At 69.5% G+C, this 21,500-nt stretch carries 21 protein-coding genes; 9 read left to right on the forward strand and 12 right to left on the reverse strand.

The window, feature by feature from the left end; genetic code table 11:
• The first annotated feature begins 113 nt into the window (after nucleotides 1-113).
• Nucleotides 114-239 (forward strand): SDR family oxidoreductase, encoded by a 126-nt coding sequence (locus BMZ92_RS31585; RefSeq protein ID WP_281245242.1) that lies wholly within the window; start codon nucleotides 114-116, stop codon nucleotides 237-239.
• A gap of 184 nt (nucleotides 240-423) precedes the next feature.
• Here the strand turns inward: BMZ92_RS31585 and BMZ92_RS31590 are convergent, their stop codons facing one another.
• From BMZ92_RS31590 to BMZ92_RS31610, 5 genes are all read right to left on the reverse strand, one after another.
• On the reverse strand, nucleotides 424-999 hold the full coding sequence (locus BMZ92_RS31590; RefSeq protein ID WP_091515168.1) for a hypothetical protein: 576 nt from the start codon (nucleotides 997-999) through the stop codon (nucleotides 424-426).
• Nucleotides 1,000-1,015: 16 nt separating this feature from the next.
• Nucleotides 1,016-2,152: a zinc-dependent alcohol dehydrogenase gene (locus tag BMZ92_RS31595; RefSeq protein ID WP_245783383.1), complete on the reverse strand. Its 1,137-nt coding sequence runs from the start codon at nucleotides 2,150-2,152 to the stop codon at nucleotides 1,016-1,018.
• Nucleotides 2,153-2,285: 133 nt separating this feature from the next.
• Complete coding sequence (locus BMZ92_RS31600; protein ID WP_091515173.1) at nucleotides 2,286-3,125, reverse strand: formate/nitrite transporter family protein; 840 nt, start codon at nucleotides 3,123-3,125, stop codon at nucleotides 2,286-2,288.
• Nucleotides 3,126-3,366: 241 nt separating this feature from the next.
• Nucleotides 3,367-3,723 carry a putative quinol monooxygenase gene (locus BMZ92_RS31605; protein ID WP_177228958.1) on the reverse strand — a complete coding sequence of 119 codons (357 nt, stop codon included), beginning with the start codon at nucleotides 3,721-3,723 and terminating at the stop codon, nucleotides 3,367-3,369.
• 200 nt (nucleotides 3,724-3,923) lie between these two features.
• Entirely contained in the window at nucleotides 3,924-4,580 is a 657-nt protein-coding gene (locus tag BMZ92_RS31610; protein WP_245783374.1) for an SDR family oxidoreductase, read from the reverse strand.
• A 96-nt stretch (nucleotides 4,581-4,676) separates the two neighbouring features.
• Here BMZ92_RS31610 and BMZ92_RS31615 point away from each other — a divergent pair, with 96 nt between their 5' ends.
• Nucleotides 4,677-5,603, forward strand: coding sequence for a LysR family transcriptional regulator (locus BMZ92_RS31615; protein WP_091515178.1), 927 nt, complete (start codon nucleotides 4,677-4,679; stop codon nucleotides 5,601-5,603).
• Nucleotides 5,604-6,924: 1,321 nt separating this feature from the next.
• Here the strand turns inward: BMZ92_RS31615 and BMZ92_RS31625 are convergent.
• Nucleotides 6,925-8,289 (reverse strand): aminotransferase-like domain-containing protein, encoded by a 1,365-nt coding sequence (locus BMZ92_RS31625; protein WP_177228959.1) that lies wholly within the window; start codon nucleotides 8,287-8,289, stop codon nucleotides 6,925-6,927.
• A gap of 169 nt (nucleotides 8,290-8,458) precedes the next feature.
• On the opposite strand from BMZ92_RS31625, the gene BMZ92_RS31630 reads away from it, so the two are divergent.
• From BMZ92_RS31630 to BMZ92_RS31645, 4 genes are read left to right on the forward strand one after another with little or no spacing between them, the layout of a single operon-like run.
• Nucleotides 8,459-9,631 (forward strand): trans-sulfuration enzyme family protein, encoded by a 1,173-nt coding sequence (locus BMZ92_RS31630; protein ID WP_091515184.1) that lies wholly within the window; start codon nucleotides 8,459-8,461, stop codon nucleotides 9,629-9,631.
• Nucleotides 9,631-11,112, forward strand: coding sequence for an aldehyde dehydrogenase family protein (locus BMZ92_RS31635; RefSeq protein ID WP_091515186.1), 1,482 nt, complete (start codon nucleotides 9,631-9,633; stop codon nucleotides 11,110-11,112). Before BMZ92_RS31630 ends, BMZ92_RS31635 begins: the two co-directional genes overlap by 1 nt.
• 15 nt (nucleotides 11,113-11,127) lie before the next feature.
• Nucleotides 11,128-12,720, forward strand: a complete 1,593-nt coding sequence (locus tag BMZ92_RS31640; RefSeq protein ID WP_091515188.1) for an APC family permease — start codon at nucleotides 11,128-11,130, stop codon at nucleotides 12,718-12,720.
• Nucleotides 12,717-14,183 carry an aspartate ammonia-lyase gene (locus tag BMZ92_RS31645; RefSeq protein ID WP_091515191.1) on the forward strand — a complete coding sequence of 489 codons (1,467 nt, stop codon included), beginning with the start codon at nucleotides 12,717-12,719 and terminating at the stop codon, nucleotides 14,181-14,183. Before BMZ92_RS31640 ends, BMZ92_RS31645 begins: the two co-directional genes overlap by 4 nt.
• 294 nt (nucleotides 14,184-14,477) lie before the next feature.
• On the opposite strand, the gene BMZ92_RS37085 is transcribed toward BMZ92_RS31645, so the two are convergent.
• Both BMZ92_RS37085 and BMZ92_RS38890 read right to left on the reverse strand, forming a co-directional pair.
• Entirely contained in the window at nucleotides 14,478-14,768 is a 291-nt protein-coding gene (locus BMZ92_RS37085) for a hypothetical protein (protein ID WP_143249989.1), read from the reverse strand.
• Nucleotides 14,735-14,908, reverse strand: coding sequence for a cupin domain-containing protein (locus BMZ92_RS38890; protein ID WP_091515304.1), 174 nt, complete (start codon nucleotides 14,906-14,908; stop codon nucleotides 14,735-14,737). The genes BMZ92_RS37085 and BMZ92_RS38890 overlap by 34 nt, the downstream gene beginning before the upstream one ends.
• Here BMZ92_RS38890 and BMZ92_RS38895 point away from each other — a divergent pair.
• Together BMZ92_RS38895 and BMZ92_RS31655 are read left to right on the forward strand one after the other, a co-directional pair.
• A complete protein-coding gene (locus tag BMZ92_RS38895) occupies nucleotides 14,908-15,261 on the forward strand; it encodes a class I SAM-dependent methyltransferase (RefSeq protein ID WP_143249990.1) in 354 nt (117 codons plus the stop codon). The two genes, BMZ92_RS38890 and BMZ92_RS38895, sit on opposite strands and share 1 nt — an antisense overlap.
• 1 nt (nucleotide 15,262) lies before the next feature.
• On the forward strand, nucleotides 15,263-15,742 hold the full coding sequence (locus BMZ92_RS31655) for a hypothetical protein (RefSeq protein WP_245783375.1): 480 nt from the start codon (nucleotides 15,263-15,265) through the stop codon (nucleotides 15,740-15,742).
• Nucleotides 15,743-16,061: 319 nt separating this feature from the next.
• On the opposite strand, the gene BMZ92_RS31660 is transcribed toward BMZ92_RS31655, so the two are convergent.
• Nucleotides 16,062-17,021, reverse strand: a complete 960-nt coding sequence (locus BMZ92_RS31660) for an alpha/beta fold hydrolase (protein WP_091515193.1) — start codon at nucleotides 17,019-17,021, stop codon at nucleotides 16,062-16,064.
• Between the two features lie 34 nt (nucleotides 17,022-17,055).
• Nucleotides 17,056-18,321: an MFS transporter gene (locus BMZ92_RS31665; RefSeq protein WP_091515196.1), complete on the reverse strand. Its 1,266-nt coding sequence runs from the start codon at nucleotides 18,319-18,321 to the stop codon at nucleotides 17,056-17,058.
• 117 nt (nucleotides 18,322-18,438) lie between these two features.
• On the opposite strand from BMZ92_RS31665, the gene BMZ92_RS31670 reads away from it, so the two are divergent.
• The gene (locus BMZ92_RS31670) at nucleotides 18,439-19,053 is read left to right on the forward strand and encodes a TetR/AcrR family transcriptional regulator (protein WP_091515199.1); all 615 of its coding nucleotides are present in this window, start codon (nucleotides 18,439-18,441) and stop codon (nucleotides 19,051-19,053) included.
• 244 nt (nucleotides 19,054-19,297) lie between these two features.
• Here BMZ92_RS31670 and BMZ92_RS31675 read toward each other — a convergent pair whose 3' ends face one another.
• Together BMZ92_RS31675 and BMZ92_RS31680 are read right to left on the reverse strand one after the other, a co-directional pair.
• Complete coding sequence (locus BMZ92_RS31675) at nucleotides 19,298-20,506, reverse strand: dihydrolipoamide acetyltransferase family protein (RefSeq protein WP_091515202.1); 1,209 nt, start codon at nucleotides 20,504-20,506, stop codon at nucleotides 19,298-19,300.
• On the reverse strand, nucleotides 20,499-21,494 hold the full coding sequence (locus tag BMZ92_RS31680; RefSeq protein WP_091515305.1) for an alpha-ketoacid dehydrogenase subunit beta: 996 nt from the start codon (nucleotides 21,492-21,494) through the stop codon (nucleotides 20,499-20,501). Before BMZ92_RS31680 ends, BMZ92_RS31675 begins: the two co-directional genes overlap by 8 nt.
• Nucleotides 21,495-21,500: the final 6 nt, after the last annotated feature.

Here is a 21,500-nt window from a genome sequence, read left to right on the forward strand (position 1 = left end):
GGACACTTCCTGGCCAAGCCAACCCCACACGGCGGCAGCGCCCTTGCCAGTCACCACGCAACCAAACCGGACCATAACCACCAAGCCACAGCCCATCCACACCCTCACACTGAGTGCCCTTGGGCCGCGCAGGCCAGCCGGCCGAACTCGCCCCGGTGTACGTGCTGCTCGCCTCCGACGAGGCCAGCTACGTTTCCGGAGCCCGAATCGCGGTTACCGGCGGCACGCCGGTCCTGTGACGTGACCCGCGCCCGCGGTCCGGTGAGGTGGTGCCCGGCGGGGACGGAGTGTGCCGCAGGACGACCAGGGCGGCTCGCTCCTCCCCCACCGCGCGGGCCGGGAGAACGGCCGCAGTTGTCCACAATGGACGCCGGAAGGCGGCCGCCACAGGCCGGGTCCCGGCCGTCCGGCCGCCGGTATGGATCACCGGCCCCCGCGCCGGAGCGTCCTCCTGATGGCCGCGAAGACCAGCCCGCCCGCCAGGACCCACGGCCCGGCGACGATGACCGGGTCCAGCATCTGGTGCTTGACGTCCGCGCGCTTCTTCCCCAACCGCGAGGACACGCCGTGCCGGGAGAACTCGCTGAGCACGCCGGTCTGCGTGACCGGGTTGTCGGGACGCAGGGTCAGCAGCGAACGGGCGTGGCTCTCCCACGCGTCCACCCGGTCCGCGGCCAGCAGGAGCAGCCAGTGCGCCGCGCGGCCCTCGCTGTACTTCCGGTAGGACAGTTTCCGCAGCATCCCCGAAAAACCCCTCGGCGGGCACGAAGTGCCGAAGACCGGGGTCAGGAACTCGTGCTCGATCGACCGTTCCCGGGGCCACTTCTCCGGCTGCCGCTCCGGGAACTCCCAGTGCGCGCCGGTGCGGTCCTCCTGCCACTGCAGCTTGGGCACCGACGGGCGGTCCTTCGGGTCGAGGTCGGCGCCCCAGCCCGGGATCCGGGCGCGCAGCTGGTCACTCGTCTCGGGCAGCGGCGGTCGTTCCGAGGTGTAGGTCATGGCACCTTTCCTTCCTTCAGCTGCCCGCGACGATGAGGGGCTTGATGCAGCCGTCCAGCTTCGCCGAGAACATGTGGTAGCCCTCGGCGATGTGCTCGAGCGGGATGCGGTGGGTGACGATGTCGCTGGGTTTCAGGTAACCGTTGCGGATGTGCTCGAACAGCCGCGGCCATTGCCGCTTCACGGGGCACTGGTTCATCCGCAGCGTCAGTCCCTTGTTGAGGGCGTCCCCGAACTTCACGGCGCTGAACACCGGCCCGTACGCACCCATCACCGAGATGGTGCCGCCCTTGCGCACCGAATCGATCGCCCAGTTGAGGGCCACCGGCGAGCCGCCCTGGAGCTTCAGCTTCGCCGACGTCACGTGCTGCACGAAGTTGCCGTCGGCTTCGGCGCCCGCGGCGTCGATCGCGACGTCGGCGCCGAGGTAGCCGGTGATCTTCTTCAGGTGCACGACGATGTCGTCGTACTCGCTGAAGTTGTACGTCTCGGCGTGGGCGAACGTGCGGGCCTTCGCCAGCCGGTACTCCAGGTGGTCGATGACGATCACCCGGCCCGCCCCCATCAACCAGGCGGACTTCGCGGCGTACAGGCCCACCGGGCCGGCCCCGAAGACCACCACCACGTCCCCCTCCACGATGTCGCCGAGCTGCGCGCCGAAGTACCCGGTCGCGAGCGCGTCGGTGAGCAGGACCGCGTCCTCGTCGTCCATCCAGCCGGGAATGACGGCGGGCCCCACGTCGGCGAACGGCACCCGCACGTACTCGGCCTGCCCCCCGTCGTACCCGCCGCAGGTGTGCGAGTAGCCGTAGATGCCGCCGACAGCGGTGGCGTTGGGATTGACGTTGTGGCAGTTGGAATACAGACCCCGAGCGCAGTACCAGCACGTCCCGCAGAAGATGTTGAACGGCACCATCACGCGGTCCCCCCGTGCGAGGTTCCGCACGCTGGAGCCCACCTCCTCGACGACGCCGACGAACTCGTGCCCGAACGTCATGCCGACCCGCGTGTCCGGCATCATCCCGTGGTACAGGTGCAGGTCCGAGCCGCAGATCGCGGCCCGGGTGACGTGGACGACGGCGTCGTTCGGGTGCTCGATGGCGGGAACGTCCTTCTCCTCGACACGGACCTTGTACGGCCCGCGGTAGACCATCGCACGCACGGCTTCTCCTCCGACCTGTGGTCGAACGGCCTCTGGGGCCCCCTCCCGGCACATACCCGTCCCGTCTCCGCGTAATCCTCCCGGGTGTTGCTCCGATGACGCCCGGCTGACCGGGCACCCCGGGTCAGGTCCCTCCACGGGCCTCCTGCTGGGCCTCCTCGACCCGGTGGGACACCCGGAGCAGCCGGATCGAGGTGACCAGTCCGATGCCCCCGATGATGTTGCCCAGCGAGGACCAGGCCAGCGCGAGGGCCCAGTCGGCCCACGAGTAGTGCGCCCTGCCTCCGAGCAGCCCGGCGAACATGAGGATCGAGTCGAGCACCGAATGGAACAGCTGCCCCCCGACGAGCAGGAACGGCATGGCCACCGCCGCGACGAGCTTGACCCCCATGTCGTTCGTGGCGTGCTGCATCCTGGTCATGAGAGTGATCACCGCGCCCGCGAGCACGGCCAGGAACAGCGAGCTCCAGGACACGCCCAGCGTCGCGTAGTGGTCGCCGGTCGCGGCGGCGGTGTCGCGAAGGCCGGGCAGCGCGACCACGATCATGCCGGCCATCACGAAACCCCCGGCGAGGTTCGCGGTGAGGGTGACCAGCCACAACCGGAACAACCGTGGCCAGGAACCGGTACCGGACGCCAAAGCGGTCACCGGCACCAGGAAGTTTTCGGTGAACAGCTCGCTGCGCGCGAGAAGCAGCGCGATGAACCCGATCGTGAACGCGGCGGCCGCCAGCAGCGGCTGGCCGGTCTCGTGCTTGACGACCAGGTAAGCCAGCACTCCCACGGCGACGTCGACGCCGCCGAGCAGGCCGGTGGCCAGCAACGGCAGCAACGGACGTCCCAGCCGGTCCCGCCCTTCGGCGATGATCCGGTCGAACGCCTCCTCGAGTTCCGGCTCGTCCCGGCTGCCGGCCTGGGACCGCAGGGGCAGAGTTGCGCGTTCGTCGTTCGAATCGTCTGACATCCTGCCTCCAACCGCGGCGGAACCCGGCGACCGACCGCATACCCGGACGGAGCGGACCTATTCGCGGGCGCCCCGCGGAGGTGCCACCGCGCCACGGCTGAGCGGGCCCTTGCAGGGCAACGGTTTCTTCCCGTGGGGTGGAGCACGGGAGTCGGCCGTGAGCGGGCGGCCGGTGACGACATGGCCAACGGCTTGCGGTGCTTGGGTCACGGCCGCAACGGTGCCCGCGAGTTCGATCCAGCTATATCCGCAGCCGAGCGGTGTGGGTGTCGTCGCCGGTGATCGTCAGCTCCGCCGGCTTCAGCATGACCGGATCGGGGCCGCTGGCCAGCAGATCCATCAACCGCGGCAGGTGCCCGACGAGCGCACCGTCGAGGTGTGCTTGGAACGCGGCGGGAGAGGCGTACTTCTCGATGAGCGTAAGTCGAAGCGGATCGGAGTCGGGCTCCACGTACAGCGCGAAGCGGAGGGTGCCGGGCTCGTCGCGAAGCACCTCGGTGCTCAGTTCGGAGAACTCCGCGAGCAGCTCGGCACCACGGCCAGGCTTGGCCTGGAACGTGGCGACAACGATGGTTTCGGCAGGAGACGGTTCGGACACGTGAAGCTCCTCAGGCGGAGAACGAACGGGGGAACTGCGACGGAGGCGGTTGGTGAGCGGCAGGTAGGCCGCGTCGGAACGCCATCAGGTAGCAGTGAAGGAGGCGGCATGCGCACGGGCGAAGCCCGCGAACGCGCGGGCAGGGCGACCGAGTAGTGCCGTCAGGTCGTCGGAGAGCCAGGGGGTATCGCCGTCGGCGATCAGCTCGAACGCCAGAGCGTTGTTCTCGGCTGCCGAGAGCGGCAGACCCGCTGCGCGGAAAGCGCTGACGTCCTCCTCATGCGACCGGGGTGTGAAGGTGATCCTGCGGCCCAGCACATCGGACAGGACGTCGGCGATGTCCGGGTACGACAGCAGCTGCGGGCCCGCAGCCAGTAGGTCTTGCCCGCGTGGGCACCGGGGTCGGACATCACACGCGCCGCCACGGCCGCGACGTCACGAGCATCGATCAGTCCGACTCGGCCCCTCCCTGTGGAGGCTGCGAAGCTGTCGGTCTGCGCGGTCCTCGGTGCCATGGCGAGCAGGTTCTGCATGAAGGCGTTGCTCCACAGGAGCGTGTATCCCATGTGGGTCAGCTTGACCACGTGCTTGACACGGGCCGCGGCGGTCGCTTCAACGACACCGAGCTCCTCGCCGGGCGCCGCGGGGCTGACCAGCACCACGCCGTCGGCATCTGTCACGGCGTCCTTGACGATCGCCGAGTCCCGCAGATCTCCAACGACGAGCTCGACGCCGGGAATACGCAGACCCTCGTGCCGCCCGACGTCGCGGACAAGCACACGCACACCGGCCCCAGCACTGGCCAACAACAGCGCCGCCTCGGTTCCGGCCTTGCCGGCCGTGGCCACCAGGATCATTGTTGCTCCTTCGAAGTCGGTCCGGGCAAGTCTGTCGCCGGCGGCGCGGGCGATCAACGAGACTTGTCGCAACGCAGCGATTAGTCTCAGTAATTGATGGAGATCTCGGTGGAGTTGCAGGAGTTGCGAATCTTCCTGGTCCTGGCAGAAGAGCGGCACTTCGGTCGGACTGCCTCGCGCCTGTTGCTGTCGCAATCCCGGGTCAGCCAGGCCATTCGGTCGCTTGAGCGCAAACTGGACGGCAGACTGTTCGAACGCACCAGCCGCTCGGTACACCTCACCGCGTTCGGCGAGGTCGTGCGTGACGACGTCGGGCAAGCGTACGCAGCCCTCGTCGAGGCACTTCAGCGCAGCAAGCACCGGGCGAGCTCGGTCGTCGGCACCGTCCAGCTGGGCATCTACAACAACTCGCTCAACGCCGGCCCGCAGATGACGGCGGTCGTGCGCGCCTTCACCGCCGCCCACCCCTCCTGCGCGGTTCATTTCGTCGACGTCGGTTCGGTACCCGATCCACTGGCGCTCTTGCGCAGCGGGCAGGTGGACCTCTACACCGCGAGGCTGCCACTTGATCAGCCCGACCTCACGATCGGCCCCGTGCTGGTGCGGCAACGACGCGTGCTGCTCGTCGCGGCGACCGATCCCTTGGCCGGCCGCGAATCGATCGACTACGACGAGATCGGAGAGCGCCCGGTGGGCACCCTCGGCCCCACACAGCCCCCCGAGTTCGCCGAGGCGTTCATCCCGTCCGTCACCGGCACCGGCCGACGGGTGCAGCGCACCGTCGGTAACCTCGGAACCGCCGTAGAGATCAACATGCAAGTCGCCCTCGGGCAGCTCGTCCATCCCACCGTGGAGGGCTGGACCGAGCACCACTACCACCCCGACGTCGTTGCGGTCCCGATCCGGGATCTCCCGCCGTCCGAGACAGCTCTTTGCTGGCTCACCGCCGTGAACAACCCGCGCACCAGCGCCTTCGTCGAGCAAGCCGTCGCGGTACTCGCGCAGTCGGACTCGCACCGCTGAGGCGATCTCAGCCAGGTCGTCGAGGTGGCGCGAGCGGACGCGCGGTCGCGGAGGGGCACCTCACCGGCGATTCCCCTTGGCCCAGCCCGCGTTCTGGACCCCGGAGCGCAGGCTGTCGAGGAGCACGGTGAAGCGCCCACAGCGTCGTGGTCACCAGGCGCGGGCCGAGGCCCCCGTCGCAGCGCCACCGCCTCGAGCTGCTTTTCCCGTGTTCCCCGGGCACGAGCAACGCTGCGGTCTCGTGCGGCGAGGTGGTGCGCGCACCTGGCGCCGATGGTGCCGGCTGGGAGGACCACGGTGTGCGCCCGGAGCCGCGAGCGGTGGTCCGGTGGGGCTGATGACGCGGGATGACCGTGCCTTGGATGTGACCAGCGAACGAGCACAGTGGACTCAACGACACATTGGCGATCTGGTCCACTCGGGGGCGGTGAACCACGACAACTGCGTGCGAATTCAGGTTTCCTCGCGGTGAGCTGAGCAGTTCCGCATCCCGCGCGGGCCTTTCGACGGGGCACGCTCCTCGGCTGCCCAACACGTTCTCGGGGCGATCCGTGCGCCCGCGTCGTTCAAGACCACGCAGATCGACTCGGTTCCGGGATTCTTCCCCTCAACGACCCGCTGGGGCGCGGAACCGTCAGGAGTGCCGTGCCGTCGATCTCGGCGCGCTTGCCCCACATCCGCAACACCTCCGGGTGCACATCCAGCCGGCCCGCGACCCCCGGCGGATCGCCGACCGCCGCCATCCACTGCCTCTCGGCCGCGATCGCCTCCGGTGCCAACCGCGTCGCCCATTCACGCAGCTCATCGCTGTACTTCCCCGGTGCCGGCATGCCCTGTGTCGTTCCTGGAATCACAGCCTGCACAAAACCCGGGGCGCATCACAAGCACGCCCCTGCGGATCCCAGGGCGGTGGATGCCAGCCGGCGCCGCGAAACCAAGCCAGATCATGACCGCCAATACCACAACGGCCGCAGTGATCGCCATCGCGGCGAAAGCTTCTTCGAAGCCCCGAAGTCGATAGTCCACATCGGCGGACCTCACTCACGCAATCGGATCAGTGCAGGAACCTCCGTGGGGCTGACGGGTGACGGCTTCCCTCCGCTGCGTCTGTGCCTCGTTGATCGCCTCGACCAGCGCGTCGATTACCGCGGAGCGGATCAACTACGCCGCAACCGTCTGGGCGGTCCTCGTTCCGCACGATGACGATCACTCCCGACGCCAAACGGGATCGCCATTCGGCCGCGATGCTCGGCCGTCGGTTCGGGGTGGCCACGGTCGCCGACGCCGGCCTCACGCGCCACCACCGATCCCCGTGCGGCGGTCAAACGATCGGATCAGGGTACACCGGGAGCGCCTCCGTGCTGTTCGCGTAGCTCTCCCACGCGCTCGCGAGCACAGCACACGCGTTCCGCAGCTCCGGCTCCGGGAGCGAATACGGCAGGCGGATGAACCGGTCCAGAACACCGTTCGGCGACAAGCGGGTGCCGGGCAGCAGGAGCAACTGGTGCCGCAGCGCGTGCTGGGCGAAGGCGCTGCTGGATCCGGAGGGCAGCATCGCCCAGCCCGAGAGTCCACCGGCCGGCCGGCTGACGGTCAGCCCGAGGGCGCGGGCGCTCTGAAGCGCCAGCTCGCGCTGGCGGGCCAGACGCTGCCGCCGGGTGACCAGGTACGTGTCCAGACCGCCTCCGAGGAAAAGACGTGCGGCCGCGAGCTGCTCCAGCAGTGGCGTGCTCAGGGTCGAGGTGAGCTTGAGGCTCGCGAGGGCCTGGATGGTCGTGGGCTCCGCGCGAACCCACCCGATCCTGAGCCCGGCCCACACGCATTTGCTCAGGGACCCCACGGTGATCGTGTTCCGCGCCGGCGCGAACGTGGCCAGGGGGGCCGGCATCACGAGGTCCTCGTCCACGGCGAGCTCCACGTTGGTCTCGTCCACGACGAGCGTGAGTTTCTCGCGTGCGGCGAACTCGGCCAGGTTCTCGCGAACGTCCTGTCCCATCAGGCGTCCCGTCGGGTTGTGGAAGTCCGGTGTCAGGTACGCCACCCTGGCCCGGTTGCGCCGCGCCAGGGTGGCCAGTCGTTCGACGTCCCAGGACGTCTCGCTGATGTCGAGACCGATGAGGTCGGCACGCGCTTGCCGGAGCCGGTCGATGACGCCAGCGTAGGCGGGTGACTCCAGCAGGACGGCGTCTCCCGGCTGGATCAGCAAACGGGTCACCAGGTCGATCGCATGCTGGGCGCCGGAGGTGACGAGGATCTGTTCGGAGTTGGTCGGAAGTCCCCGTCGCTCGAACCGGCGGGCGACGGCCTTCCGCAGTTCAGGAATGCCCAGCACGTCGTAGCCGTCACGGGCCGTGAACGACGCGACGTCGGCGGCGGCGCGCCCCAGGACCTCCACCACGACGTCGTCGGCACGGGTCGTCGCCTTCGACAGATCGAGGGGACCCGGCAGCGGCCCCGCCGCGGGGAGCCAGGAGCCGGATCTGGTGGTGGAGTCGTCGGGGAGCCGGACGTAGTTGCCGGAACGCGGATGGGAGTCGAGCAGCCCGGACTGCCGCAGCTCCTCGTACACCCTGACCGCCGTACTGCGGCTCAGGCCGAATCCCTCCGCGATGTGGCGGTGGGAGGGCAGCCGATCCCCGGGCGCGAGACGGCCGTCCAGGATGGCGTCCGTCAGCGCTCCGGACATTCGCCGGTACAGCGGCCCTGGCCTGCTCTGCCAAGGACCTAGAAGGCGTACCAGCCGGTCCAGTGACAGAGCAGCCTGCGATCTAGAGGTGACAGACATGGAAAAAACATACCAGCAATTGTCATCTGGCCTCTAATTATCAGGCCAGATTCGTCTTACCGTCAGCACCGTGAACATCACTACCTCGCTCATCCACGGTGACGACCACCTCCACTGGGACGCGGCTGTGACCCCGTCGATCGCGCAGGGCTCGAACTGGGAACTGCCCAGCACCGAGGTCCTGGCCCAGGTGGCGACGGAGCCGCTGTACCCCTACATGTACAACCGCAAGGGCAACCCGAATCACGAGCAGGTGGCCGCGATCCTGGCGCAGCTCGAGGGCGGCGAACGGGCACTGATGACCGCGTCCGGGATGTCGGCCGTGTCGACGCTGGCACTGGCACTGGTGCAGGCCGGCGATCACGTCGTCGTGCAGCGGAGCATCTACGCGGGGGTCAGCAACCTCTGTCACAACGTGCTTCCGCGGCTCGGCGTCGAGTGCACCTTCGTCGACCAGACCTCGACCGAGAGCTTCGAGACCGCGATCCGGGAGAACACGCGGCTGGTGCTGCTGGAGACGCCCAGCAACCCGCTGCTGGAGATCACCGACCTACCCGCGGTGGCGGAGATCGCCCACGCGGCCGGCGCCTACGTCGCGACCGACAACACCTTCGCGACCCCGCTGAACCAGCAACCGCTGGCACTAGGCAGCGACTTGTCCTGGCACAGCTGCACCAAGTACCTGGGCGGCCACTCGGACCTGCTCGCCGGCGCGGTGATCGGCTCCCAGGAGCTCATCGACCGGATCTGGCACACGCACGAGGTCCTCGGCGGGGTGCTGGCTCCGTTCAACGCCTGGCTCCTGCTGCGCGGTCTGCGGACGCTGTCCGTGCGGATGGCGCGGCACAACGCCAACGGGCTCGCTCTGGCCCGGGCGCTGGCGACCCATCCCGCCGTGTCCGCCGTCAACTACCCCGGGCTCGAGACCCACCCCGGGCACAAGATCGCCGCGCACCAGATGAACGGGTTCGGCGGCATGCTGTCCTTCACGCTTGCGGGTGGGTTCGAGGCGGCCTCGGCGTTCGTCACCGGCCTCAAGTACGCCAAGCACGCCTCCAGTCTCGGTCACGTGGGATCACTCGTCATCCATCCGGCCGCGATGTGGGGCGCGGCCATGACCCCCCAGGAACTCCGGGACGCCGGCGTCGATCCGGGTCTCATCAGGTTCTCCGCCGGTATCGAAGACGAGGAAGACCTGGTCGAGGACGTGCTCCACGCACTCGAGACGAGCGGGCGTCCTTGATGGCCACGGCCTTCCCTTCCCATGACGAGACCCGCGCCGAGATGGCGCGGCTCGTCGAGGCCGCGGTGAAGACTGCCGACATCGCCGCCGATGACGAGCTGATCGTGCGCGACCCGGACGACGGCAGCGCGGTGGCCTCCTTGCCGCAGCAGGATCACCGAGCGGTCGAAGCGGCCGTGACGGCGGCTTCGACCGCGGATGTCCCGCTGCCACTGGACGAGCGGATCCGCATCCTCGAGGCCGTCGTCGGCATCGTGTCCGCCGAGTTCGACGTGTTCGCACACGTGATCATGTCCGAGGGCGTCAAGACGATCCGTGAGGCCCGGGCCGAGGTGGACCGGTGCATCGAGACGCTGAAACTCAGCGCGGAGGCGGCCCGCACGGTTGCCGGACAGCTGATCCCGGTGAACTCCACGCGCCGGCTCCGCGCCCACACCGGCTACTACCGCTACCGGCCGCTCGGGGTGGTCGCGGCACTGACCCCGTACAACGACCCGTTGAATCTCGTCGCGCACAAGGTGGGACCGTCGTTCGCCGCGGGCAACCACACCATCTTGCGCCCGGACGAGCGGACCCCGGTGTCGGCACTTCTGCTGTGCCACGCGTTCTGGCGAGCCGGCACCCCTCTCCCGCAACTACAGATCGTCCTGGGTGAGGGGAAGACGGTGGTGCCCCCTCTCGTGTCGGACCCGCGGGTCCGGGCGATCACCGCGACGGGAGGACAGCGACTGCGACGCGAGATCGAGCGCGTCGCCGGGGCCCGGCGGATCCTGCTGGAACTGGGCGGAGTGTCCCCTGCCATCGTGACCCGGGACGCCGATCTCGCCCTTGCCGCGACCCGGCTCGCCGACGCCGCCCGGGGTGCCGCCGGCCAGAACTGCCTGCACCCGCAAGCTGTGTTCGTCGAAAGGCCGGTCCACACCGAGTTCCTCCGTTTGCTGTCCGAGCAGCTGGAAAAAACCGTGAGCGGGCCGAAGGCGGATCCCGCCACCGACATGGGCCCGCTGATCGACACTGCCGCTGTGTCCCGTGTGGACGCGCTGGCCGCCGACGCACTCGACCGGGGTGCGTCGCCGGTGTATCGGGGGCCAGAAGCGCTCTCGAGCCTGCATCGGCCACTGCTCGTGCTCCGGGACGTGCCCGGCGACGCGCGTCTCTGGCATGAGGAGGTCTTCGGTCCCGTGACAGCGACCCGGCCGGTGGACGATCTGGACCAGGCCCTCGCGCTCGCACGCGGAACCAGCGGCCTGCAGACGTCGGTGTTCACGAGCCGCCTCGACACGGCGGCGACGGCGGCGGCCGTCCTGCCGCACGCCAGCGTCGTGGTCAACGACACCGACACCAGGTTCGACGGGATGCCCTTCGGCGGCGACGGCAGCGCCGGACTCGGTCGCGAGGGGCCGTCGTTCGCGCTCAGGGAACTCTCCTCGGTCCAATCCGTACACCACAACCAGCCGATCGAGCGGCACCTGCCGCGCTAGAGAAGAGGCTCAACGATGAGTTCCGTCTCGACACCTGTCAGCAATGACGCCCGGCTGAAGAAGAAGCTGGGCTGGTTCTCGCTCGCGTCCATGACCTTCGCGAGCATGATGGGCTCCGGCTGGCTGCTCGCGTCCTACTACGCCGCTCAGACCGCGGGGCCGGCCTCGATCGTCTCGTGGATCATCGCGGGCGGCGCCACCGTCCTCATCGGATTCATCTACGCCCATCTCGGTGTGGCCTTGCCACTGGCGGGCGGGAACGTCCGCTGGCCACGGATGACCTCGGGGCCGTTCGTCGGGGCGATCGTCGGCTGGGCGGCCTTCGTCCAGATATCGGTGGCGACGCCCGGCGAGACGACGGCCATCATCCAGTACGTCTCCTCCTCTGTGCCCGGTCTCTTCGGCAACGGCCACCTGACTCCCCTCGGTTTGGCCGCGGCGGTCGCGATCCTCACTCTCTTCGTCGCGCTGAACTACTTCGGTGTCGTGCTGATGGCACGCTTGAACAACGTCCTGGTGGCCTTCAAGGTCGTCGTTCCGGTCGTGGCCGTGGTTTGCATCATCTACAGCGGGTTCGACTCGGACAACATCGCACTCGGCGGGGGCTGGGCGCCGTACGGACCGGGCTCGGCGTTGACGGCGACCACGAGTGGCGGCCTGTTGTTCGCCTTCGCCGGCGTGATGACGCCCGCCGTGATGTCCGGGGAGGCGCGCAACCCACGCAGGGACGTCCCACTCGGGCTGTTCGCGGCCGTCGGCGCCGTCCTCGTCATCTATGTCGGCCTGCAGATCGCCTACCTCGTGGGCGTGCCAGGCGACCTGCTCAGCGGAACGGGGTGGGCGGGCGTGAACTTCACGTCACCGTTCGCACAGATCGCCGTCCTGCTCATGATGCACTGGCTGGCGACACTGCTCATCGTCGACTCGGTGGTCGCTCCGGCGGGCACGCTGTTCACGAGTACCGCCTGGAAAGCGAGGGTGACCTACGGCCTGGCCGAGGACCGCATGCTGCCCGGGGCGGTGGCCGGCGTGCACCGGGGATCCGGAATCCCCCGGTGGGCCCTGCTGGTGAACCTCGCCGTCGCGATCTTTTTCCTGCTCGTGTTCCAGTCGTGGCACGAACTGGTGAAGGTCGCCGGATTCTTCCTGGCCATCGTGTACGCCGGCGCCTCGGTGGCCGCGGGCACGATCGACCTGCATCCCGGCAGGGCCGACACCCGCCCGTGGCTGCGGCACGCGTACCCGGTCGCGGGGCTGTCCTTCGTGGTGTCGGGGTTGTTGTTGTTCTGGTCCGGCTGGCGCAACGGGCGCGACGGCTTCCTGATCATCCTCGCGTTGTTCGTCGTCTACCTCCTCGTCAACCACGTCGGACCGAAGCGGCGCTCCCTGGCAGAGGTGAAGGACGGCTTGTGGTTCGGGGTGTTCATCACCGGTGTCGTACTGGTCTCCTTCCTAGGGACCTACGGCGGCCTGGGCGTCCTCGCGGAACCGTGGGGGTCGCTCGTCGTCGCCGTGATCGCGCTCCTGTGTTACCGGTGGGGAACTCTCAAAGCCCGAGCGCGGATAGCCGCCCAGGCCCCCGTCGAGGAAGCGACCGCTGCGCCATGAAAGCCACTCCCCCGCCCGCGACCGCGCGGCGAACCGAACACGACCTGCTCGGGACCGTCGACATCGACGCGACCGCCTACTACGGGGTGCACACCCGGCGTGCTGTGGAGAACTTTCCGATCACCGGCATCCCGATCAGCAGCCATCCCGACCTCATCGTCGCCCTGGCATGCGTGAAGCAGGCCGCCACGCTCGCCAACGCCCAGCTCGGGCTCCTCGATCAGGAGAAAGCCGACGCGATCGTGCTCGCCTGTGAAGAAATCCGCCGCGGCGAACTGCACACCGAGTTCGTGGTCGACGTCCTGCAGGGCGGGGCCGGGACGTCGACCAACATGAACGCGAACGAGGTCATCGCCAACCGCGCACTCGAACTCCTGGGCCATCGGCGTGGCGACTACGAAGTCGTGCACCCGCTCGAACACGTCAACCTGAGCCAGTCGACCAACGACGTCTACCCGACCGCGGTCAAGGTCGCCCTGCGGTTCACCGTCCACCGGCTGCGTACCGGCATGCTCCATCTGGCCGATGCGTTCGCCACCAAGGCCGAAGAGTTCGCCCACGTGCTCAAGGTGGGCCGGACCCAGCTCCAGGACGCCGTCCCGATGACCCTGGGCCAGGAGTTCGGCACCTACGCGGTGATGCTGGGCGAGGACGCCGAACGCCTGCTTGAGGCATCGGCGCTGATCGCCGAGATCAACCTCGGCGGTACCGCCATCGGAACGGGCCTCAACGCCGACCCCGCGTACGCCGAGCTCGCGTGCGGTCACCTCGCCCGGATCACCGGGCTACCGGTCACCACCGCGGCCGACCTGGTGGAGGCAACTCAGGACGTCGGTGCGTTCGTGCAGCTCTCCGGGGTGGTCAAACGGTCTGCCGTGAAGCTGTCGAAGGTCTGCAACGACCTGCGGCTGCTGTCGTCGGGGCCCAGAACCGGCCTGGCGGAGATCAACCTACCACCGGTGCAGGCCGGCTCATCGATCATGCCCGGCAAGGTCAACCCGGTGGTACCCGAGGTGGTCAACCAGGTCGCGTTCGAGGTCGTCGGCAACGACGTCACCATCAGCCTGGCGGCCGAAGGCGGGCAGCTGCAGCTCAACGCGTTCGAGCCGATCATCGCGCACAGCCTGTTCGAGTCGATCGCGCACCTGACCAATGCCTGCTGGACGCTCGCCGACAGGTGCGTCAGCGGGATCACCGCCAACACCGAGCACCTGCGCCATCTGGCCGAGCACTCGGTCGGCATCGTCACCGCGCTCAGCCCTCGCATCGGATACTCCGCGGCGGCGGAAATCGCGGCCGAGGCCGTCCAGACCGGCCGTCGTGTATCCGACGTGGCCATCGAGCGCGGTCTCCTCAACCGGGCGGAACTCGAGGAACTCCTCCTGCCGGAGAACCTCGTCCCGTCCTTGCGCACGCCGGGGAGCCGGCCCGCAACCGCACCGCCGGTGACGCGGCGGTCGTAGGCGGCGCGACCGGCGGAAGTGCGGGTGGGAAGGGCGGCCGACCCAACGGCGACGCTGGGTCCGGCCACGAACGGGAAGTAGCGGGCGCGGCACCCCCGCTCCGGGGCGAACCGGCCGGGGGCGTGGTACCGGTCGGGCCGTGGTGCCCGCGGGAAGGCGGAACCCGCCGGGTGTGATGTGCTCGACCACTGCTCGGGGAAGCCAACAACCTGGCGGGCAGGCGCAGTGCCTCCGTGATGAGGTGGCCGATCTCGTCAAGCTCGAACAGGTGCGCGAGGCACGCGGGTCCGGGGTTCAGCACCCGAATGACTCCGGTGTGCAGCCGTCGTTCAATATCGGGTTCCTGGCGAGCGGCGCCGGCAACAGGGCGCGTGATCGCCCGGGGCGGTCGCGCCGGGTGGCGATGATGTCGTGGACGGAGTGGCGCAGCGAGGCCCGGGAACGCCCGGAGCATCCCGTTCCCGGGGTGACGACTGCGGTCGTTTCGCTCGCGAGCAGATCGACGAGTGGCCACAGTTGCGGATTGTGATCGTAGTCGGGCGATACCGCGATCACGCCGGGCGCCGCTTCGAGGTAGTGGTGCATTCGCGCATGACCGAGCCAAGCGGGCCAGGCTTGTGACTCGGCCCGTGCGGGGTGCCGGAGGGGCTGAGGACGACATCACCCGGCTTGAGCTCCTGCGGAGGTCCCTCGGTCCTGATCAGCCAGGCGCTTCCTCGGTCGATTGGCTGTCACAGCGGCCCACCGTGGACACCTCGTGCGGGCGACCGACATTTCAATCGGATTGATCCGGCGTGCGGCGCAGCGCTTGTCGCCCTATCGCGGATGTTCCGCGGAAGTGATGGACGCGACCAGTCTGCAGTACAGCGATGACGAGTTCGACGCGGCATTGTCGATGTTGGGCGTGCTGCATCTCGGAAAAGCCGTGCCGAAATGGCTCGGGTGGTGCGACCTGGTGGCGTCGTCAGTCTGGTGCACCGGGCGGGCCCGGTGGGCGCAGGGTTCATTTTCGTGCCCCTGGCCCGTGCCCTCAATCGCCTGGAAGACCCCGAGGTCGGAAACATCTCGTTCGCCGTAACGTGGCCCACGAGCGCGCCCACCTGCACCTGCGCCACCACCTGTTCCTGATCACCGTGGCGCTGTCCTCGGCCCTCAACCCGCTGCTGCGCCCGCTCGGCACCGCCACCGCGTTCGCCCTCGAACGATGGGCCGACGAAACCGCGGCCACCCACCTCGGAGATCGCAGCCTCGTCGCGCGGGCAGTCGCGAAAGCCGCACTCGCCGGCCGCACGCCCCACCCGTTCGCCCTGGCCGCCAGCGGTGGTCCCGTACCCCGCCGGGTGTCCGCCCTGCTGGCGGCACCGGCCCCCACCAGGCCAGCCGCCATGCTGGCCGGCGCCCTCGTACTCGGCCTCGCCGCACTGTCGGCGCAGACCGCCCTCGACGGCGCATCCGACCTGCACGACGGCATCGAGATCGCGCAAGCAACAGCTCCCGGGCAGAACCCGGCCGCGCACCACGGCGCACCAGCCCACGTGGTTGTCTCGCATACCCGCTGATGCCCGCAGCCAGCCGGCATCGCACGCTCTGCCGCAGCGCCACCGAGCCAGCGAGCATCAGCCATCGACAGCGTCAGCGGGCCGCGTACGGCGGGCGTAGCCGGTTCCGGGGCGGGCCGTTCACCGCGCGGCCAGGGGCAGCCAGACCGCGTCCGCCGACCGCCGCTTCCTCCCCGTCGACGACGCCGACCCGTCGCACAGCCGGTGCCGAAGTGCGGAGTTGATCGCGGTGATCGGGCAGGTCGACTACTTCCCGCACCGGCCGACCTGGGACGAGGCCCGCCGGACCACGCCAGGCGTGGTCCGGCGGGCCTTCAGCTCATCCGTGATCGGCGCCGGAGTCCGCTGCGAGGAAGGGCAGGACCACATCGAGGAAGGCCTCGGGGTTTTCCTCGGCGATGTAGTGTCCCCCACGCAGGACGACGCCGGTGATCTCCGAGATGACCGGGCGCATCTCGGCTTCGACGTCGAGACCGGCGTCGGTGCCCGAGATCGCCAGCACCGGGATGTCGAGGGGGAGCTTCTTGCGCTGTTCGCTCTGCTCGAGGATCTGGTCGATTTCGCGGTAGAACTCGAAACTGGCGTGCAGGGCGCCGGGCATCCGCAGCGCCTGCACGTAGACGTCGACCGCGGCCGCCGGGATGGCGGTGGGGGTCGCGGCCTTCGTGGCGAACTGGTGGCCGAAGTAGAGGTGCTCGCGGCCTTCGACGAGTTTCTCGTTGATGTCGTAGGCGCGGTTGAACGGGAAATGCCATTCGAAGTCGTTCCACCAGCGGGTGCCGATGAGGGGCGGCGAGGTCGAGATACCGGGGATGATCATCTCGGCGAGCACCAGCCTCGTGATGGCGCCGGGGTCGTCGACGGCCATCGCGAACGCGGTCCACCCGCCGACGTCGTGGGCGACCATCGCGAATTGCTCGTAACCGAGGACCCTCATCAATTGGTGGGTTTCGCGGGCCAGGGTGGCCGAGTCATAGCCCTTGCGCGGCTTGTCGGACAGCCCGGTACCGCGGGGATCGACCGCGATCACCGTGTGGTTCCGGGCGAGGGCGGGCAGCACGAGACGCCACTGGTACCAGAACTGCGGCCAACCGCCCAGCAGCAGCAGCGGCGCACCTTCGCCACCGACGACGATGTGCAGGTGCACGCCGTCGACGTCGACGAGGCGGCTGGTGAAGGTGTCGGCGAACCCGTCCGGAAGGCCGGGAGTTCCGGTGACGGAACCGAAACCGCCGACCGGGTGACCGGCTCGCGCCGGGTTCGGGGATGTCGTGGTCATGGTGGATCCTTTCGTGTGCGGCAGGAACATGCGGTCAGGACGTGGGGCCGGGCCGTTGCACCCCCGGTGTGAAGGCGTGCTTCCGGGACACGAAGGTGATCACCAGTGCCGTGGTGACCAGTGCCAGCAGAGTCCAGGGGAAGGCGCCCGCACCGGCGGTGCCCAGCAGGATCGCGCCGAGGGCGCTGCCGCCGAAGATCGCGAGGTTCCACGCCGTGGAGACCAGTGCCGCGGCCGTGTCGACGTGCGGTGTGGCCGCATTGAGGACCGCGGTGTTGAGCTGTGTCGACGCTCCGCCGAAGGTCAGGCCCCAGACGACCACGGCGGCGTAGAGCACTGGCGTCACCCGGCTCGCGACACCCAGCACCACGGTGGCTCCCGCGAAAGCGGCCAGGCTGCACAGGGTCAGCCTCCGCAGCGCGCGGTCGACCAGCTGACCGGTGACCCAGATCCCAGCCAGTGCGGCGAGGCCGAAGACGAGGAGGACGACCTCCACCCGCCCGGGGCCGCCCACGGCGGCCAAGTAGGGCGCGAGGTAGGTGTAGAGCAGGTTGTGGGCCAGCATCCAGCCGAGGACGACCGCGAGCCCTGGCCGCACCCCCGGCGTGCCCAGCACCCTGAGGACGGGAGTCCTGGCCGTGGCGCGGCTGGCGCCGGGAACATCCGGCGCGCTCGACGCCATCCATCCGAGTGCCACGACCGCGAGGACGGACAGCGCGGCGAAGGTCCACCGCCATCCCAGGAGCGTGCCGCCGAACGTGCCCAGCGGAGTGCCGACGGACAGCGCGGCCGGAACACCGGCCATGGCCACGGCCAGGGCGCGGCCGGCGCGGGAGGGTGGGGCGATGCCTCGCGTGTAGCCGGGGATCAGCCCCCAGAGCAGACCGGAGCACATGCCGCCGACCGCACGGGCGACCAGCGTCAGCACGTAGGCGTCCGACACCGCGGTGACGGTGTTGGTGATCACGAACCCGGCGACGGCCGCGAGGTAGACGGGTTTGCGTCGAAGACCGCGGGTCAGCGCGATCACCGGTAGCGCGGCGACGACGGTCCCGGCCGCGTACACGCTCACGAGTTGCCCGGCGGCGCCCTCGCTCACCCTGAGGCCGGCCGCGATTTCGGGCAACAGCCCTGCGGGCAGCGTCTCCGTCATGATCACCACGAAGCCGGTCAGCGCCATGGCCGCGAGCGCGGACCACGGCAGGCGCGGTCCGTCCCGGCCGCTGCTCGAGCCGGCGGGACGCGTGGCTTGACGCGGCGGGCTGACCGTCGAGCGGCCAGCGATTTCTGGATTAGCCATGCCAGAAGTCTGCGCCGCCCGGCTCGCCGCAGTCAATGAATTCTGGATCACATGATCTGGAAATCGGCGCGGTTTTCGGTAGTGTTCTCCGGTGAAGCAGTATTGGAGGGGTAGCAGATGGCACGCACCGGACGCCCACGAGAGTTCGACGTCGACTCAGCTCTCGATACCGCGCTGCGCCTGTTCTGGCAGCACGGCTACGAAGCCACGACGCTCGCGCAACTGCGGGAGGCGATGGGCATCTCCTCGGCGAGCTTCTACGCCGCCTTCGGTTCCAAGGAAGCCCTGTTCGACTCCGTGGTCGGTCGCTACGCAGGCTCCTACGGGCAGGTCACCGACGACGTCGGCGATCCCGCACTGAGTCCCCGCGAGGCCGTCGAACGCGTCCTGCGCCGCTCGGCCGCTATGCAGACCGACCCCGCGCACCCCGCCGGATGTCTCGTCGTCCTGGCCGCGACCACCGGATCGGATGCGGGCCACCGGGCACGGGACCTCCTGCGCACGCGCCGGGACCTGGTCCGGCGGAATCTCGAGAACTGTGTCAAGCGTGCGATCGGCACCGGTGAGCTCCGCCCCGAGACGGACCCGGCTGCGCTCGCGTGCGCGCTGGAGAGCTTCCTGTGGGGCATCTCCACCGAGGCGCGTGACGGCGTGGACGTCGACGTCCTGTCGCTGGCCATCGATCACGTCCTGCAGATCTGGGACAACGCCCGGGTTCCGGCAGCGGTGTAGCCGACACGGGAGCAGGAGCCCGGAAGCTCCGGTCAGGGCACGACGACCGGCGGCACCGCTTTCGGCGGCCGGCGGCCACGGTGTGGCCCGCACCGGTGTTCCGGTGGGGCCTTCGGTTCATTTCGGGCGGTCCCGGCCGACCGTCCTTGCCGGGAGCGCCCGCCGCACAACGGTCCTGGTGCTGCTCCGGAGTAGCGCGAGCGGCAGGGGGACCTTCGTCCGGCGCGCCGAGAGGTCCGTGCGGCTACAGGTCTCCCAGTGCGGTGACCGGCGCTTCGACGCAGTCGGCGACGAAGCGGAGGAACCCGCCCGCCGTGCCCCCGTCGCAGACGCGGTGGTCGAAGGCCAGGGTCAGCTGGCACACCTTCCGCGCCCGCACCTCGCCGTCGACGATCCACGGCCGTGCCACGATCCGCCCGATGCCGAGGATCGCGGCCTCGGGGTGGTTGATGATCGCCGCGGAACCGTCCACTCCGAACACCCCGTAGTTGTTCACCGTGAACGTGCCACCCGTGAGCTGGTGGGGGGACAGCTGCCCCGCGCGCGCCGCGGCCGTGCGGGCCGCGATCGCCGCCCCGAGCTCGCGGGTGCTCATCCGGTCCGCGTCGGGCACCACGGGCACGACGAGCCCCCGCTCGGTCTGCGCCGCGAAACCGAGGTGGACCGCGCCGAGCACGACGATTTCCTCCCCTTCCACGCGGGCGTTGAGCTCGGGGAACCGCCGCAGCCCGGCGACCGTGAACCGCGCCAGCAGCGCGAGCAGGCTGACCGGGCGTGCGGGATCCGCCGCGTTGAGAGCCTCGCGCGCGGCCAACAGCGCGGTGGCGTCGGCGTCGACCCAGACCGTCGCCTCCGGAATCTCCCGCCGGGAGGTGCTGAGCTTGTCGGCAATCACCTTCCGCAGTCCCCGCAACGGAACCCGCCGGTCGCCGTCACCGTCCCGGCGTCCCTTCCGCTCCGCCAGTGCGGCCTCCACGTCCGCACGCCGGATAATGCCCCCGGGACCGGAACCGGAGATGCCGTTGAGGTCCAGGCCGTTGTCGCGGGCCAGCTTGCGGACCAGCGGCGAGATGACCCCGGCGGCCCCCGCGGGCCGGTCCAGCACCACGGTGCCCGCTCGCCTCTGGCGCCGTCGCGGGGCCGCGTTCGGCGTGCCGTACCCGATCAGGACGTTCCCGCTCCCTTCAGCCGCGGTCACCACGCCGGGTTCGGTGAAAGCGCTTTCTGCCACGGTGATCAACGGCTTGCCCACCTCCAGTGCCTCGCCGGGCTCGCCGTGCCGCGCCATGACGACCCCAGCGAACGGCGCCGGAACCTCCACGGCCGCCTTCGCGGTCTCCACCTCCACCACCGGCTGGTCGACGGTGATCGTGTCCCCCACCTCCACCAGCCACCGCACGATCTCCGCCTCGGTGAGGCCCTCACCGAGGTCGGGCAGCAGGAAGTCAGGCACCGTGCACGCCCCCGGCGGTCACGACCTCGTCGTCCCACTGCAACCGGTCCACGGCATCGAGGATGCGGTCCACCGTGGGCAGGTGGTGCTGCTCCAGCTTCGGGGCGGGATAGGGCACGTCGAAGCCGGTCACGCGCAGCACCGGTGCCTGCAGGTGGTGGAAGCACTGTTCGCTCAGCCGCGCCGCGATCTCCGCGCCGTACCCGCAGAACCCGGCCGCCTCGTGCACCACCACGGCGCGCCCGGTGCGGCGCACCGACTCGGTCATCGTCTCGTCGTCGACCGGGGCCAGCGTGCGCAGATCGACAACCTCCAGGTCCCGGCCCTCGGCGGCGGCCGCCTCCGCCGTCTCCAGCGCCGTGGCGACCATCGGCCCGTAGGCGATCAGCGTGGCGTCCGTGCCGGGTCGCCGCACCACCGCCCGGTCGAACGGGGTGCCGTCCCGTCCGAAGGACACCTCGTCCTTGGTCCAGTACCGGCACTTCGGTTCCAGGAACACCACGGGGTCCGGGCATTCGATCGCGTCCCGCAGCAGGTCGTAGGCGTCCTGCGGCGTCGCCGGTGTCACCACGCGCAGCCCGGCGGTGTGCGTGTAGTAGACCTCGCTGGAGTCGCAGTGGTGTTCCACGCCGCCGATCCCGCCGGCGTAGGGGATCCGGATCACCATCGGCAGCTCCAGCCCGCCGCGGGTGCGGTTGCGCAGCTTCGCGACGTGGGAGGTGATCTGCTCGAAAGCGGGGTAGGCGAACGCGTCGAACTGCATCTCCACCACCGGCCGGAACCCGCCCATCGCCAGGCCGACCGCGTGTCCGACGATGCCGGATTCGGCCAGTGGCGTGTCGAAACACCGCTCCTCGCCGAAATCCCGGGTCAGCCCGTCGGTCACGCGGAACACCCCGCCCAGGGTGCCCACGTCCTCCCCGGACACGAGGACCCGCTCGTCCTCCTTCAGCGCATCGCGCAGTGCCGCGTTGAGCGCCTGTGCCATCGTGAT

Origin of the sequence: Amycolatopsis sacchari (genome assembly GCF_900114035.1) — a bacterium.
GTDB lineage: Bacteria > Actinomycetota > Actinomycetes > Mycobacteriales > Pseudonocardiaceae > Amycolatopsis_E > Amycolatopsis_E sacchari.